The following is a 14,345-nucleotide window of genomic DNA, read 5'->3' as shown; positions in this document are numbered from 1 at the left end:
CACAGCACGATATAGACGGTCCGAGAGCCCGGCAAACCTCCAGCCCGGCACCTGCCTCCGCTCGCCCGTGCCTATGCGGGCGCCCGGTTTCGCCGCGCTGTGGGCACATCCGCGCAACATCACCGACGACCAGGCCCGCGCCTGCGCCGCGACCGGTGGCGTGATCGGCATCAACGGCGTCGGAATCTTCCTGGGCCACAACGCCCCGAGGCCCGCGTCGAACGCCTCACCGCCACGGCCGATCACATCCGCTACGGCGTTGACGTGGTCGGCATCGACCACATCGGCATCGGCTCCGGCTACTTCTTCGACGGCGCCCAGTTCAATGCCGAGATCCGCGACAACCCCGCCGCCTTCTCGGCGGACTACACCGCCTGGGGACCTTGCAGCGGCCCCCACCCGAAGACCTCCTCGTCGACCGCGGCTTCACCCCCACCGAACGCGCCGGTTGCTCGGCATTGCCAGCAGAGCTTGAGTTCATTCGGACTCCATCCGGTCCCGCTATCGTCTCTTCACATGACGCGGTGCCGGGTTGGTGCCGCCGATTCGATCAGTGACGCCGCAATCGAGTGTGATCACCTCCGGCACCGCCGAGGTGCTCGAGCGCGTCGACAGCTTCGAGATCGAGGTCGGACCTCTGGCCGGTTCCTCGGGAGCGGTCCGCTTCTCGGTGACGCCTTGGTCATCGATCTGGCAGCTCGCCACGATTCTGCGTTCTCAACCTGTGAACGTCGCCGCGGGCACCGCGTCAAAACCTATCTCTCACTTCCGCCCCCACGTTGGGATCGGTTACAGCAATCGGCGTCAAGAGGCCGCGCCTATCGTCGAGCGAATCTCACAGTTACGCAGCATGGTTCCCGTCCCGGTCATGGTGAAGCAGGTTAAGCTCGTCCGCCTCTGGCGATCCCGAGATTCCTACGAATGGGACGACGCCGCCACTATCGCCCTTCGATAAGGCGACCGCCCGCCGAGACAACGCTCGCCGACGATGACCATTCCTCGAGTTCGCTCAGGTAGGTGCCAACGATGCGACGGAACGGGTCGTGGGTGATCAGGGCTCCGAAGAACGGGCGAGCGTTGCCGATCACCGTTGCGCTGACTCTCGTCGACGGTAAAAAAAGGATTCGGCGCCGACCTCGACCGAGCCCCCGAATCGCTCGATCCCGTCGCACGCCTGCGCCTGGTCGGTGTCATCGACCGATCGCCGGACCGCGGCGCACGAATCCGATTTCGGCCCAACAGCGGAGAGCCCGGTAGTCTATCGAAAGGCCGCCGGTGCTTATGACTAACTGCAGACCATCCCCCTGAGGAGTACTCGTGAAAAGGACTGCTGTCATCGTCGGCGCCACCGGGGCAATCGGACGTGAGCTCGTGAGCACACTGCTCGCCGATCCCGACTGGCAGCGGGTACACGTTCTGGTCCGACGCCCGCTTGACATGGAGAACCCCCGGCTGAGTGAGCACATCGTCGACTTCGACGACCTCGAAGGAACCGCGGATCTACTGACCGACGCCGATGTGTTCTGTTGCCTTGGAACAACGAAGGAGAAGGCGGGTTCCAGCAAAGCTTTCCGCAAGGTTGATCACGATTACGTCGTAGCAGTCGCCGAACAGGCGGCCACGGCGCACGCTCGACAGTTCCTCATGGTTTCCGCGATCGGCGCCAGTCGCTCGTCGCCCAGTGAATACAACCGGGTAAAAGGCGAAACCGAAACGGATGTCTCGGCGCTAACGCTGCCGGCAGTGCATATCTTCCGGCCGTCGCTGTTACTCGGCGAACGGTCCGAAAGCAGGCCGGCCGAGGACATCGCCAAGCGGCTGGCTCCGATCGTGTCTCCACTGCTGCGGGGCCGCCTGTCGAAATACCGGCCGGTGCATCCGTCCGAGGTCGCTCACCGGATGGTGGAGGCCGCACGAATCCCTTCATCAGGAGTCCAGATCCACTACCTGGCAACGTAATTCGCGCGATCATGTCCGAATCAGCGCAGGTCAGGATTGCCCATGTGTCGTGGAACCGGAACCGGCCTCGTCGGGGTTGGTCCTGGAAAGTGATGATGTCGTTGCCGAGCTGTTCGGACAACTCTGCCAGCCGCACCGCCTCAAATGCCGGTGTGTTCGTCGGGATGATGAGGCATCACGGCACCAATGATCGCGGTGTTCTTCCGTGGGTCGTTCTACGTCAGCGGACCTCGGGCCGACCGCGCCGGACTCCGCGTCAATACCGTCGGCCGTCTACCTGCAACAGCTGCACAACCCGAGGTCCTCGTGCCAGGAACCCACCGCGGCCACTTTCCGACCGCAACACCCGACTACCGGCTGGTGAGAAGGTCGAAGGGGGGCGCTGCAGACCAAGGTTCACCCGCAGCGATGATCGGCCTGACCGCGCGGAGCTCCCGCGGCCTGGCCATTGCCACGGCGCCGACGGGGCGGCCGTCGCGGAGGGCCACCGCGAGGAAGTCTCGGGATTCGAGGTCGCCGTCGATGACCAGTTCGTCGTGAGGGTGGATCCAGCCTGCGAATTGCAGGGAGACGCCGTGCTGGTCGGTCCAGCCCCAGGGGATTTCGGCGGGGGTAGCGGGGTGGCCGAGGATTGCCTTGGCCGCTGCGGCACCGGCGGTCATGGCGCTGTTCCAGTGCTGGCCGCGGTCGAATTCGCCGCGATACGGACTGAATTCGGTGGTGGCATCGCCTGCGGCGAAGACTCCTGGCGCGGAGGTTCGGTACTGCTCGTCGATGACAATGCCATCGTTGATGACCAGGCCGGCGGCTTCGGCGAGAGCAGTGTCGGGGATCGAGCCGATGGCGATCAGAGCGGCGGCGGCCGTCCAGGTCCGGCCGTCCGCGGTGGTGGCGGTGACGCCGTCGTTGGTATCGACGAGCTGGGTTGTCGCGGAACGGGTTTCGACCTTGACTCCGTGCTCGAGATGGAGGCGGTGCACCAATTCCGACACGCTCTCCGGTACCACCCGGTCGAGAAGGGCCGGGCCCGCGTGCAACAGCGTCACTTCGGCGCCGAGTCCGCGGGCGGTGGCGGCGACTTCACAGCCGATCAGCCCACCGCCGATGATGAGCAGCGGACCGCCGGTGCCGATCGCTGACTGCAGCGCCGCGACATCGGACAGCGTCCGCAAGGTGTGTGCCCGGGTGGACGCGGTGTCGATATCGCGCGCCCGGGCGCCGGTGGCAAGTAGCACGCTGTCGTAGCCGAGTTCCTCACCCGTGCTCAATCGCACTGTCGCACGGTCGATGTCGATGAATTCAACCCGCGTCGCCGGGCGCAGGTCGATCTTGTTGTCGGCCCAGAACTTCATCGGTTTCAGCATCGCCCGGTCCAAAGACGCAGTGCCGGCGAGCAGTTCCTTCGACACCGCGGGGCGTCGATACGGCAGGTTGGGCTCCGCGCCGACGAGCACGATCTCGCCGGTATACCCCTCGCGGCGCAAGGTCTGCGCCGCGGTGGCACCGGCCACGCCGGTGCCGACGATGACGATTCGCTCGCTCATCCGCGGCTCACCTCGCGCATGTCGAAATCGGCCTTGGCGGCACCGCAATCGGGACACGACCAGTCGTCTGGGATGTCGTCCCAGCGGGTGCCGGGTTCGATGCCATCCTCTGGCCAACCGAGCGCCTCGTCGTACTCGAAGCCGCATTGGACGCACTGGAACACTTTGAAGTCGTTCATTGCGACGCACCCTCTTTCAGCTCGAAATCGACTTTCTCGCGGACCCCACAGTCGGGGCAGCACCAGTCGTCGGGAATCGCCGTCCACACGGTTCCCGGCGCGAAACCCTCGCGGGGAGCGCCGAAGCGCTCGTCGTAGACGTAGTCGCATACGGGGCAGATGTAGGCGGCCATCAGTTCGCTCCGTACTGCGCCAGGACCTTGGCGCGCTTGCTCGGCTGGATGTTCACCCGGGTGATGTCACCGTTGTAGTGCGCGAGAACTCGGCGATCCATCACCTTGCGCCACAACGGAGTCACATAGGCAAGGCCGATCAGGCTGGCGTACCCGCTGGGCAGCTCCGGTGCACCGTCCATGTGCCGCAGGGTCTGGTAGCGGCGGGTGGGGTTGGCGTGGTGGTCGCTGTGCCGTTGCAGGTGGTAAAGGAAGATGTTGGTGACGATGTGATCGGAGTTCCAGCTGTGCTCGGGGGTGCAGCGCTCGTACCGTCCCGAAGCGGTCTTCTGTCGCAGCAGACCGTAGTGCTCGAGGTAGTTCACCGTCTCCAGCAACGAGAAACCGAAGACCGCCTGGATCACTAGGAACGGCAGGATCGACGGACCGAACACCGCGACCAGCCCCAACCACAACACCACCGACATCAGCCAGGCGTTGAGCACGTCGTTGCGCAGCGAGAACGGGCTCTTGTCCAGGCGCCGCATGCGCGTCGCTTCCAGTTCCCACGAGGACTTCAGGCTGCCCCAGACACTGCGCGGCAAGAAGCTCCAGAACGATTCGCCGAACCGGGCACTGGCCGGGTCCTCTGGTGTCGCGACACGGACGTGGTGGCCACGGTTGTGCTCGATGTAGAAATGCCCGTAGAAGGTCTGGGCGAGGGTGATCTTCGACAGCCAGCGCTCGAGTTCGTCCTTCTTGTGGCCGAGTTCGTGCGCGGTGTTGATGCCGATGCCGCCCATCGTGCCGATGGAGAAGGCCAGGCCGATCTTGGAGATCAGGCCGAGTCCGCCGTCGATGCCGAGCCAGGACAGGTTGTCCGCGGTCCACAGGTAGCAGGCGAATACCAGGCTGACCAGCTGCAGTGGGATGTAGGCGTAGGTGCAGTAGCGGTAGTACTTGTCGTTCTCCAGCTGCTCCATCACCTCCTCGGGCGGATTGTTGCCGTCGGGCCCGAAGAACCGGTCGAGAGTGGGCAGCAGGACATACAGCAGGATCGGTCCGATCCACCACCACACAGGCGCGACAGCCTGCCAGCCGAGCTGGTTGAACGCCCAGACGAAACCGGTGGCCAGCAGCGCCGCACTGGGGGCGACCAGGCCGAACAACCACAGGTAGCGCTTGGGATCGCGCCAGTGCGCGACCGCGGCCGGCTCTTCGTAACTTCGAGATGTCGTCATCGTCATTCTCCTGATCACCGAGACACAAGCTCAGATATTGCCGAGTTCGTTACAACTGAGCTCACCGTGTTGTTAGTAAATACACATCACCGCAACTTGTCAATGACGCAGCAAACGTACTAGCACATGTAATATGAGCGAGTGGCCGAATCGCCGAACTTCCAATCCGAGATGCGTCAGCTGTTGCGCGACCGCATGCTCGACGTCGCCCGAACCATGGTCGTCACCGACGGGTGGGGGGCGGTCAACATGTCACGGGTGGCCAAGGAAGTCGGCATCAGCAGGCCGGTCCTCTACAAGGAAATCGGCACCAAACAGGCGCTCGCGGACGCGCTCATCGAGCGTGAGACCGGCATCTACCTCACCGGGATCGCCGAGACACTCGCTCAACACCCGACGGACCCGATCGCCGGGATCACCGCCGCCGCCGAGTACACCCTGCGTACCGCGGGCGACAACACCCTGATCAAGGCCGTCCTGTCGGCCCGGCACGGGGGCGACACAGCGCTGCTGCCCGCCCTGGTGAGCGACCCGGAGCCGGTGCTCGGCCGCGCCGTCGCCGCGCTCACCACCTCGGTTCGCGACCGCTACCAGCTGACCGAATTGTCCGACGACGAGCTCACCTCGATCGTCGAGATCATGGTTCGGCTGACCCTGAGTCACCTGTTCCAGCCGACAAGCAGTGTCGACCGCACGGTGGCGCAGATCGGCGCTGTCCTGTCCGGAGTGTTCCTGGCCGCCTGAACGCGCAAGCCCACAACCCCGCGGTCACCTGAGCAGCCGCGGAAGCGAACAGCTACCGTTCGCGGTCGGAACACCCGCGACACGGGAATCGCCTGCGGTGCAATAGTTTGCGCATCATCTTCCGACCGCACAGCCGGGGCCGGTGCTGCCCGCTGCCGCCGAGGCCGGGAAGCCCGTGCACCCCCTTTCGAGTGCGGGTCGCGAAATCTGCGCCGCTTTCCGTTGAGCACCAGCCGATTCCGCCGACAACCCAGAGTTGCGACGCGTGCTGGATGCCCGAATCGACGCCAGCGAACACACCATGGTGCTGCTGACGGTATTGCCCGGCAAGACGAGCGCCTGGCGGGCGATGTCCTGTACTGCCGCGGAGCACAGAGCACCCGGGTGTGAAATCCCTGCGACTCCGACACGGATCGCAGATTACATCTTGTTGCTATTTGTTCAGATATTGACAAATACGATACAAATGTATGCAATTGATACACGCAAGTGCTGACTGTCTACGTGGACGTGACTTCCGAAGACCTCCAGCTCTTTTCGCGCGGGGCCTGTTGGCGGAGACCACCACTCAGGAAGGTTCGAGATGACAACGAAGGACCCCACACCCCCGCAGCACGCGACGCCCGCAGATCCGGGCGGCGGGGACCCGATCTCGCGATTCATCGCCCGAAGGGTGGCCGCGGCGACGACATCCGACGGACCGAACCCGACATTCATGCGAATGTTTCAAAGACCGGTGTGGGACATGTTGTGCGACCACTACTTCCGGCTCGAGATCGACGGTTGGGACCGCCTTCCCGATGAACCGTCGCTGATCGTCGGGGTCCATTCCGGTGGCTCACTGACGATGGACGCCTGGACATTGGTGCACGCCTGGAACCGGCGTTTCGAGGGAAAACGCATCCTCCATGGCACCGCGCATGACGTGTTGATGGCCGCACCGATCCTCGGCGACTACTTCAAGGTGACCGGCGTCATCCCCGCTTCCCGCCACGGTGTCACTGCAGCGTTGGATGCGGGTCACGACGTTGTCGTGTGGCCCGGTGGCGAACAGGACGCGATGAGGAACTGGCGCAAACGCGATAGGGCAACCCTCGCCGGGCGGAAAGGATTTGTCCGACAGGCGATCCGGTCGGGAGTGCCGATCGTTCCGGTGGCCACGGTCGGCGGGCACGACACCGTGTTCGTCCTCTCGGAGGGGCGCTTCCTTGCACGATGGACCGGACTTGGCAAGCGGCTGCGCGGTGCGACCATGCCGATCATTGCCGGTTTCCCCTTCCCACTGGCAATCGAGATTCTCCCGGCCCACATCCCGCTACCCGCGAAGATCCGCACAGAGTTCCTCGATCCGATCAACGTATCGACCGACCCGGCACGCGTGGACGACACCGTTTACGTCGACAAGATCTACCAGCAGGTCGAAACCTCGATCCAGGACGGAATGAACCGGCTGTCCAGTCGTCGCCGCTTCCCACTGTTCGGCTGAGCAGTTCAAGCAAAGCGACGCCGCCAGCACTGTGATCGACCTGCTGCAGCTGCGGAGGGAGACCGACTTCACGTAACCCCAAATTAGTTTGTTCAACAACTGAGTTGCGATACATACAATCTGGAGTAGGGTTGTTGCTGCGGCAAGCAGCGGACCTGGGTGCCCCCAGCCACGGGGCTGTGACCTGGGTTGATCGATCGCCGAAGCTGCTGTACAGCAAACCGGAACATTGTCCACGGCCGCACCTGCAGCGGGCACGAGATGCGGCCGCAGGGCCGCGGCGAAGGATCAGACGCCCTACGCGTCGGACGAGGTGATCGCACAACGAACCACGCGCAACCGCGACGTCCTGGGCCTTCGACAGCCCGCTGGCCACTTCCACGGTCGGGACGAACGAAGTGAGCGCTCGGAGAATTCGGTTCCACAACTGGATGAAAGGAGGACGGGGAGACGGGCGTACACCGGCACCGTGTCCCTGACAACCGATGACGATTCCGAATTTCACACTCAATAACGACGTAGTGATGCCTGCCGTTGGGTTCGGCGTTTACCAGGCCGCACCGGAGGACACGATCGCGGCCGTCCAGGAGGCGCTGCGGGTCGGCTATCGCCACATCGACACGGCGGGCCGCCTACGGCAACGAGCGCGAGGTCGGTGAGGCGGTCCGACGATCGGGCCTCGGCCGGGAGGAGGTGTTCCTGGAGACCAAGGTCTGGATAACCGATTTCGGCCATGCCCAGACGCTGCACGCGTTCGACAAAGCCGTCGGCAAGCTCGGCGTCGAACAGCTCGACCTGCTGATCCTGCACCAAGCTCTGCCGGGCGAGTTCGGCCTGACCATCGAGGCATACCGGGCGCTGGAGAAGCTCTACGCCGGCGGGAAGGTCCGAGCGATCGGCGTGTCGAACTTCATGCCGAAGCATCTCGACCGACTGCTGGGCGAAACCGAGGTAGTGCCCGCGGTCAACCAGATCGAGGTGCACCCGTACTTCCGCCAGTCCGAGTTGTTGGCCTACGACACCGCGCACGGCATCCTCAACCAAGCGTGGTCGCCGATCGGTGGCGTCACCTTCTACCGTGACGGGTCGAAGGGCTCGACGCTGCAGGACCCGGTGATCGGCAAGATCGCGGCCGCGCATGCCAAAACGCCTGCGCAGGTCATGCTGCGCTGGCATGTGCAGCAGGGACGCCAGGTGATCCCTAAGTCGGTCACCCCCGCGCGCATCGCGGAGAACCTCGACATTGCCGATTTCGAGCTCACCGTCGATCAGCTCGCGGCGATCGACGCCCTGGACACCGGGATCCGCGGCGGTCCAGAACCCGAGGACGTCACCCGCGGGAACTTCGGCATCAACATCCCCGAAGCCTGACGAGGCACCGACCTGGACAAACGCATGCTCGGCGCGACGACTCCCCCAGTATCGAGCGTGACCGGTCCGGCACCCGCCAGGTCGAGTCAGCGAGGGGTCGCCCATTGATGCGTTAGCGAAACGGCCTGCATCTATACCGCAGCCGAGTTGTCGAGCATGCTGATTGAGAGTAGTTATCGGTCGCATGGCAGGAAATAACGCAGGAGATCGCTCCAACGACGAGGTGGACTGTGATCTGGGCTGGTCGATCGGGATGTTGATGCGCCACTACCAGGTGCAGGTACAGGCATGTGTCGCTGATCTGCCACGTGGTGCGCGCGGGTATCAGCTGCTCTACACCGTGATGTACAAGGACCTGCCCAATCAGCTGCAGATGGCGGAGTACTTGGGAATCGATCGCTCGGTGCTGCCCTATGTGATCGATGATCTGGTCGAAGCAGGCCTGGTGGAACGCCGGCCTGATCAGGCCGACCGCCGCGCACGCAAAGTGGTGGTCACCCCGCTCGGTGCCGAGACTTTCGAGCGGTTACAGGCGCGGGTCACTGCGGCCGAAGATGCGGTGCTGGCCGCTCTCGAACCGACCGAACAAACACAGTTTCGGTCGGTGCTATCCCGACTTGCCCGCCAAGCGCGCGACGCGACCGCGCCCGGCGGCCGACCGGCCGCCGAGGAAGAACTCTGATCCAACAACGAAAGTAGGTTCACGAGATGTCGCCCGATACAAGCACTCTGAGCAAGAATCCGACACCGGATGAGGCCGAGGACAACGCGTTCTTCCCCTCCCCGTACTCACTGAGTCAGTACACCGCGCCGAAGACGGACTTCGATGGTGTGGAGCACAAAGGCGAATACACCGGTGGCAAATGGAAGATCCTGATGATCGCCACCGAGGAACGCTACGTTCTGCTGGAAAACGGCAAATTCTTCTCCACCGGTAACCATCCCGTCGAGATGCTGCTCCCGTTGCATCATCTCATCGAGGCCGGTTTCGAGGTCGATGTCGCGACCATCGGTGGCAACCCGGTCAAGCTCGAATTGTGGGCCATGCCGAGCGAGGACGAGGCGGTCTTGGGCACCTACGAGGCGCTGAAGCCGAAGCTGAAGCAACCCAAGAAACTCACCGAAGTGGTCGCCGACGATCTCGGGGCAGATTCCGATTACCTCGCAGTATTCATCCCCGGTGGACACGGGGCGGTCACCGGCCTGCCGGCGAGCGAGGCAGTGGAACAGACGCTGGACTGGGCCCTGACGAACGACAAGTTCATCATCACCCTGTGTCACGGCCCGGCCGCACTGCTTGCCGCCGCACTGGGTAAAACGGAGTCGCCGTTCAAGGGCTACTCGGTCTGTGTGTTCCCCGATGCACTCGACCTGGGCGCGAACCTCGACATCGGCTACCTGCCGGGCCACCTCCAGTGGCTCGTCGCTGACCTCTTGAGTAAGCAGGGACTGACGATCCTCAACGACAAGATGACCGGCATGACCCACCGAGATCGCAAATTGCTCACCGGCGACAGCCCACTCGCCTCGAACGAACTGGGCAAGCTCGCAGCCGACGCCCTCCTCGAGGAAGTCCGAACAACGGCGTAGCGCAACCCGACCATCAGATACCGCGCCGCTGGGAACCGACAAACATCCGGCCCCCAGCGGCGCGGGTTCCCTGCCAACTCCGCGTTCGGTAACCGGAAACAGGAGATATTGATGTCGAATTCAGAACCGGTGTGGTTCGTCACCGGCGCGTCCAAGGGCATAGGACTCGAGACCGCGCGTGCCGCGCTCGACGCGGGCGCACGGCTCGTGGCGACCTCGCGTGACGCCGACCGATTACGGTCGCAGATCGGCGCACCCGAGGATCGCTTCCTCGCGGTGTCGATGTCGCTGACCGACCCGGCCGACATATCCCGGGCAGTGTCCACAGCAGTCGAGGCCTTCGGTCGGATCGACGTTCTGGTCAACAACGCCGGCTACTCGATGCTCGGTGCCGTCGAAGAGTTCAACCGTGACGAGATCCGGCAGAACTTCGACGTCAACGTGTTCGGCCTGCTCGAAGTGACCCAGCAGGTCCTGCCACACATGCGGCGCCAGGGTAGCGGGCACGTCATCAACATCGCCTCGATTTCGGCTGATGTCACCGGCCCCGCCACGGGGCTGTACAGCGCCACCAAAGCCGCGGTGCTGATGCTCACCGAAGCTCTCGCTGCCGAAACCGCCCCGCTGGGAATCCACGCCACCGCGGTCTGTCCCGGTGGTGTGCGCACCGACTTCCTCGATTCGAGCTCCTCACGCCAACCCGCCGAAGAGATCGCCGAATACGCCATCGTGCGCACAGCATTGCACCGCTACGCTGAGCTGAATCATCAGCAAGGCGGCGATCCGCGTTTGGTCGCACAAGCGTTGATCACCTTGAGCCAGATGCAGCAGCCACCGACCCGGCTCTACCTCGGCAAGGACGCGCTGTACGCCATCGACCACAAGGCCCGCTCCGTGCTCGACGATGCTCGACGCCATCAGGCCCTCAGCGCCAGCATCGACCGGTGACCGACCCTCGACGAGGAAGGCGCTCATGAGTACACCAACCACTGGTTCAGCTGACGACCAGGATGAGGATTACGACTTCGTGATCGTCGGCTCCGGTGCCGGCGGCGGACCGCTCGCCGCCAATCTGGCGCTGGCCGGGCACTCAGTGCTCTTGTTGGAAGCCGGCGACGACCACCACTGCCCGTACTACTCGATCCCGATCATGCAGGGCTACGCCAGCGAAGACGCTGACATGCGCTGGGACTTCTTCGTCCGGCACTGGGACAACGACGAGGTGCAAACCAACGACGACAAGTACGTCGGCGGCCGCGGCGGTGTCCTCTACCCCCGCGGCAGCACCCTCGGTGGCAGCACCGCCATCAGCGCACTGGTCACGATCTACCCGCACCCCAGCGATTGGGACCACCTGGCCGAGCTGACCGGCGACCCGTCCTGGGGTGCGGGCCCGATGCGTGAGCTGTTCCGGCGGCTCGAAGCCTGGCGCGGCGTCGACGCCAAGCCGCTGCCGAGCGACACCGAGACTCAACGCGACCAGAAGGCCGGACACGGACGCGACGGTTGGCTCAGCACCACCCGGGCAAATCCTGCTGTCGGTGGCCGGGAGCCGATGTTCCTCGACATCATCGGCGCCATCGAGCAGACCAGCCGGGATCGGTACGGCATCGCCGAGGAGGTTTCCCTCCCCCGGGACCCGAATGCTGCTGACACCCCGCCCGACTACCAGGGCATGGCGTTCATTCCCGTGGCAGTGGCAGACGGTCATCGCAACGGCAGCCGCGAGCGATTGCAGGATGTGGCGGCACAGGTGCCCGATAAGCTGACGATCCGGCTCAACGCCCTGGCGACGAAGGTCGTCTTCGACAAGTCCCGCGCGGTCGGCGTGGAGTACCTCGACGGGCACCGCCTCTACCGGGCATCCGCCCCGGCAGACCAAACAGCACCCGGGCACGATCGGCCGCAGCAACCGACGCCGACCTCACCGCGGATCGCGAGAGCACGCAAGGAAGTGATCCTTTCCGGTGGCGCGTACAACACCCCACAACTGCTGAAGCTCTCCGGAATCGGTCCACGCGCCGAACTCGAGCGACACGGCATCGACGTGCTCGTCGACGCGCCAGGGGTGGGGCGCAACCTCCACGACCGATACGAGGTATCGGTGGTCAGCGAACTCGATCACGACTACCCGATCTTCAACGATTCACCGCTGGACGTTCCCGACGACCTCGACGCGGGTGACGCGCTGTTCGCCGAATGGCGCGATCAACGCGACGGCCCCTACACCACCAACGGTTCCCTCGCGGCCATCATCGCCAAATCCAGTGTCGCCAAGGCAGACTCGGACCTGATCGTCTTCGCGCTCCCGATCGACTTCCACGGCTACTACCCCGGCTATTCGCGCGACTCCGTCCGCCACCACAACCGCCTATCGGTGCTGGTACTCAAAGCCCACACCAACAACCGGGCCGGATCGGTCACGCTGCGCTCCCCCGACCCCAGAGACGTCCCCGACATCGGTTTCCGGTACTTCGAGGAGGGTTCGGCGGGCTACGAGGACGATGTGAACGGTGTCATCGACGGCATCGAGATCGCCCGCGACATCGTCGACCACGTCCAGACCGCGGTGACCGGTGAACTCATCCCCGGCCGCGACGTTGCCGAACGTGCCGATCTGGCCACCTTCGTCCGCGAGCAAGCGTGGGGCCACCACGCGTGCGGGACCGCGAAGATCGGAACCGACTCCGACCCGCAGGCGGTGCTGGACAAGGACTTCCGTGTGCGCGGAGTATCACGACTGCGCGTCGTGGACGCGTCGGTGTTTCCCGATATCCCAGGATTCTTCATCGCGTCCGCGGTCTACATGATCAGCGAAAAGGCCAGCCAGGTCATCCTCGAGCAACATCGCACCGCCGAGTAGACCCCGGCGAGGAGATCATGAAGATCGGTATGCCGCAGGGCCGCCATCGTCAGGTGTCACCGCTCGAGCTGTTCTTCGACCTGGTGTTCGTGCTGGCCATCAGTCAGCTGACGCACCATCTCGTGGCACATCTGACCTGGCGCGGTGCCACCGAGACGCTGGTGATGGCGATCGCGGTGTCCGGTGTCTGGGCATTCACCACATTCGAGGTCACCATGCTCGACATCGCACGCTCCGCGACCCGGGCAATCGTGATCTCGGTGATGGCACTGGGGCTGTTCATGAACGCGGGCATCGCAAACGCGTTCGGCGACAGCCCCTGGCTGTTCGTCGTTCCGATGCTGATCGCCTTGACCGGCCCCAGCGTTTACGCGGCAGCGACCGCCCCTACCGCGCTACTTCGCCGACACTTCCGCCACGTGCTGACCTGGTTCGCGGTCTCCGCACCTGCCTGGGTGGTCGGCTCGACGCTCGATCCCGACTCCCGCCTCTGGTGGTGGGCCGTGGCCGCATTCGTCGACCTGATCGGCGTGTGGACCGCGCACCCGATACCGGGCGTATCGATGAATACCCAACGGCGACCCTTCGACTCCGCGCACATGCTCGAACGGGTGCGATTGTTTCTGATCATCCTGCTCGGCGAGACCGTGATGACCCTGGGACGTTCGATCTCCGAACACCACTCCGACGAACTCACGCTCTTGCTGGCACTGGGCTGCTTCATCGCCCTGGTCTGCCTGTGGGTGGTCTACTTCGGACGGGCCGAACAGCTCGTGGAGGAGCGTATATCCGACGACGAAGACCCGATCAGGTCCGTGCACATCGGCATCAACATCACCTACGGCGTCGTCACCGGTCTCGTGATGTTCGCCGCGGGCATCGAGATACTGCTCGCCCATGTCCACGATCCTCGATCGGGCATCGCGGGGATCCTCATGTTCGCCGGTCCCGCGATCTACCTGCTGTCACATGCGATCTACTTCCATCGCGACATAGGTGTCGGCTGGCTCCCCCGGCTGGTCGGCGCAACCGTGCTCGCTGTCGCGGCCGCGACAGCATTCTGGCTCCCCGCCTACATCGTCGTGACACTGCTCGTCGCAATACTGGTCACTCTCGCCGGCTGGTTCTCGCGAACCATGGCGCATTGGGAGTCAGGGAGCCAGGATCCCGCTGGATCCGGATCGAACCAAGTGCTCGGCCGGTAGCCTCGCCTGCT

The 14,345-nt window shown here is 64.2% G+C and carries 14 protein-coding genes and 1 pseudogene; 11 read left to right on the top strand and 4 right to left on the bottom strand.

The annotated features are described in order from the left end of the window. Positions 1-73 precede the first annotated feature (73 nt). From ACWZHB_RS07085 to ACWZHB_RS07075, 3 genes are all read left to right on the top strand, one after another. Positions 74-475 carry a membrane dipeptidase gene (locus tag ACWZHB_RS07085; RefSeq protein WP_427907119.1) on the top strand — a complete coding sequence of 134 codons (402 nt, stop codon included), beginning with the start codon at positions 74-76 and terminating at the stop codon, positions 473-475. Between the two features lie 78 nt (positions 476-553). Then, positions 554-955 (top strand): 2'-5' RNA ligase family protein, encoded by a 402-nt coding sequence (locus tag ACWZHB_RS07080; protein ID WP_427907118.1) that lies wholly within the window; start codon positions 554-556, stop codon positions 953-955. Between the two features lie 362 nt (positions 956-1,317). Continuing rightward, positions 1,318-1,959, top strand: a complete 642-nt coding sequence (locus ACWZHB_RS07075; RefSeq protein WP_427907117.1) for an NAD(P)H-binding protein — start codon at positions 1,318-1,320, stop codon at positions 1,957-1,959. 350 nt (positions 1,960-2,309) lie between these two features. Here the strand turns inward: ACWZHB_RS07075 and ACWZHB_RS07070 are convergent, their stop codons facing one another. Genes ACWZHB_RS07070 through ACWZHB_RS07055 form a run of 4 tightly spaced genes read right to left on the bottom strand, consistent with a single transcriptional unit; the run spans position 2,310 to position 5,075 of the window. Next, on the bottom strand, positions 2,310-3,503 hold the full coding sequence (locus tag ACWZHB_RS07070; protein ID WP_427907116.1) for an NAD(P)/FAD-dependent oxidoreductase: 1,194 nt from the start codon (positions 3,501-3,503) through the stop codon (positions 2,310-2,312). Next, positions 3,500-3,682 (bottom strand): rubredoxin, encoded by a 183-nt coding sequence (locus ACWZHB_RS07065; RefSeq protein WP_427907115.1) that lies wholly within the window; start codon positions 3,680-3,682, stop codon positions 3,500-3,502. The genes ACWZHB_RS07070 and ACWZHB_RS07065 overlap by 4 nt, the downstream gene beginning before the upstream one ends. Then, positions 3,679-3,855 carry a rubredoxin gene (locus ACWZHB_RS07060; RefSeq protein WP_427907114.1) on the bottom strand — a complete coding sequence of 59 codons (177 nt, stop codon included), beginning with the start codon at positions 3,853-3,855 and terminating at the stop codon, positions 3,679-3,681. Before ACWZHB_RS07060 ends, ACWZHB_RS07065 begins: the two co-directional genes overlap by 4 nt. After that, positions 3,855-5,075: an alkane 1-monooxygenase gene (locus ACWZHB_RS07055; RefSeq protein WP_427907113.1), complete on the bottom strand. Its 1,221-nt coding sequence runs from the start codon at positions 5,073-5,075 to the stop codon at positions 3,855-3,857. Before ACWZHB_RS07055 ends, ACWZHB_RS07060 begins: the two co-directional genes overlap by 1 nt. 141 nt (positions 5,076-5,216) lie before the next feature. Between ACWZHB_RS07055 and ACWZHB_RS07050 the strand changes: the two genes are divergently transcribed. The 8 genes and pseudogenes from ACWZHB_RS07050 to ACWZHB_RS07015 all read left to right on the top strand — a co-directional run bounded on the left by ACWZHB_RS07050 (position 5,217) and on the right by ACWZHB_RS07015 (position 14,334). Then, positions 5,217-5,819, top strand: a complete 603-nt coding sequence (locus ACWZHB_RS07050; RefSeq protein ID WP_427907112.1) for a TetR/AcrR family transcriptional regulator — start codon at positions 5,217-5,219, stop codon at positions 5,817-5,819. A gap of 721 nt (positions 5,820-6,540) precedes the next feature. Beyond that, complete coding sequence (locus ACWZHB_RS07045) at positions 6,541-7,305, top strand: lysophospholipid acyltransferase family protein (RefSeq protein WP_427907111.1); 765 nt, start codon at positions 6,541-6,543, stop codon at positions 7,303-7,305. A 485-nt stretch (positions 7,306-7,790) separates the two neighbouring features. Then, positions 7,791-8,676, top strand: a pseudogene (locus ACWZHB_RS07040) (aldo/keto reductase). A 184-nt stretch (positions 8,677-8,860) separates the two neighbouring features. After that, positions 8,861-9,358 carry a MarR family winged helix-turn-helix transcriptional regulator gene (locus tag ACWZHB_RS07035; RefSeq protein ID WP_427907110.1) on the top strand — a complete coding sequence of 166 codons (498 nt, stop codon included), beginning with the start codon at positions 8,861-8,863 and terminating at the stop codon, positions 9,356-9,358. A gap of 26 nt (positions 9,359-9,384) precedes the next feature. Then, entirely contained in the window at positions 9,385-10,266 is an 882-nt protein-coding gene (gene hchA, locus ACWZHB_RS07030) for a glyoxalase III HchA (protein ID WP_427907109.1), read from the top strand. 111 nt (positions 10,267-10,377) lie between these two features. Continuing rightward, entirely contained in the window at positions 10,378-11,214 is an 837-nt protein-coding gene (locus tag ACWZHB_RS07025) for an SDR family oxidoreductase (RefSeq protein WP_427907108.1), read from the top strand. 25 nt (positions 11,215-11,239) lie between these two features. Next, positions 11,240-13,129 carry a GMC family oxidoreductase gene (locus tag ACWZHB_RS07020; protein WP_427907107.1) on the top strand — a complete coding sequence of 630 codons (1,890 nt, stop codon included), beginning with the start codon at positions 11,240-11,242 and terminating at the stop codon, positions 13,127-13,129. A 17-nt stretch (positions 13,130-13,146) separates the two neighbouring features. After that, complete coding sequence (locus ACWZHB_RS07015; protein WP_427907106.1) at positions 13,147-14,334, top strand: low temperature requirement protein A; 1,188 nt, start codon at positions 13,147-13,149, stop codon at positions 14,332-14,334. Positions 14,335-14,345: the final 11 nt, after the last annotated feature.

The sequence above is a fragment of the Nocardia sp. FBN12 genome (assembly GCF_054031145.1).
Note: the sequence above shows the minus strand (reverse complement) of the source record. Positions and strands in the feature narration are given on the sequence as shown.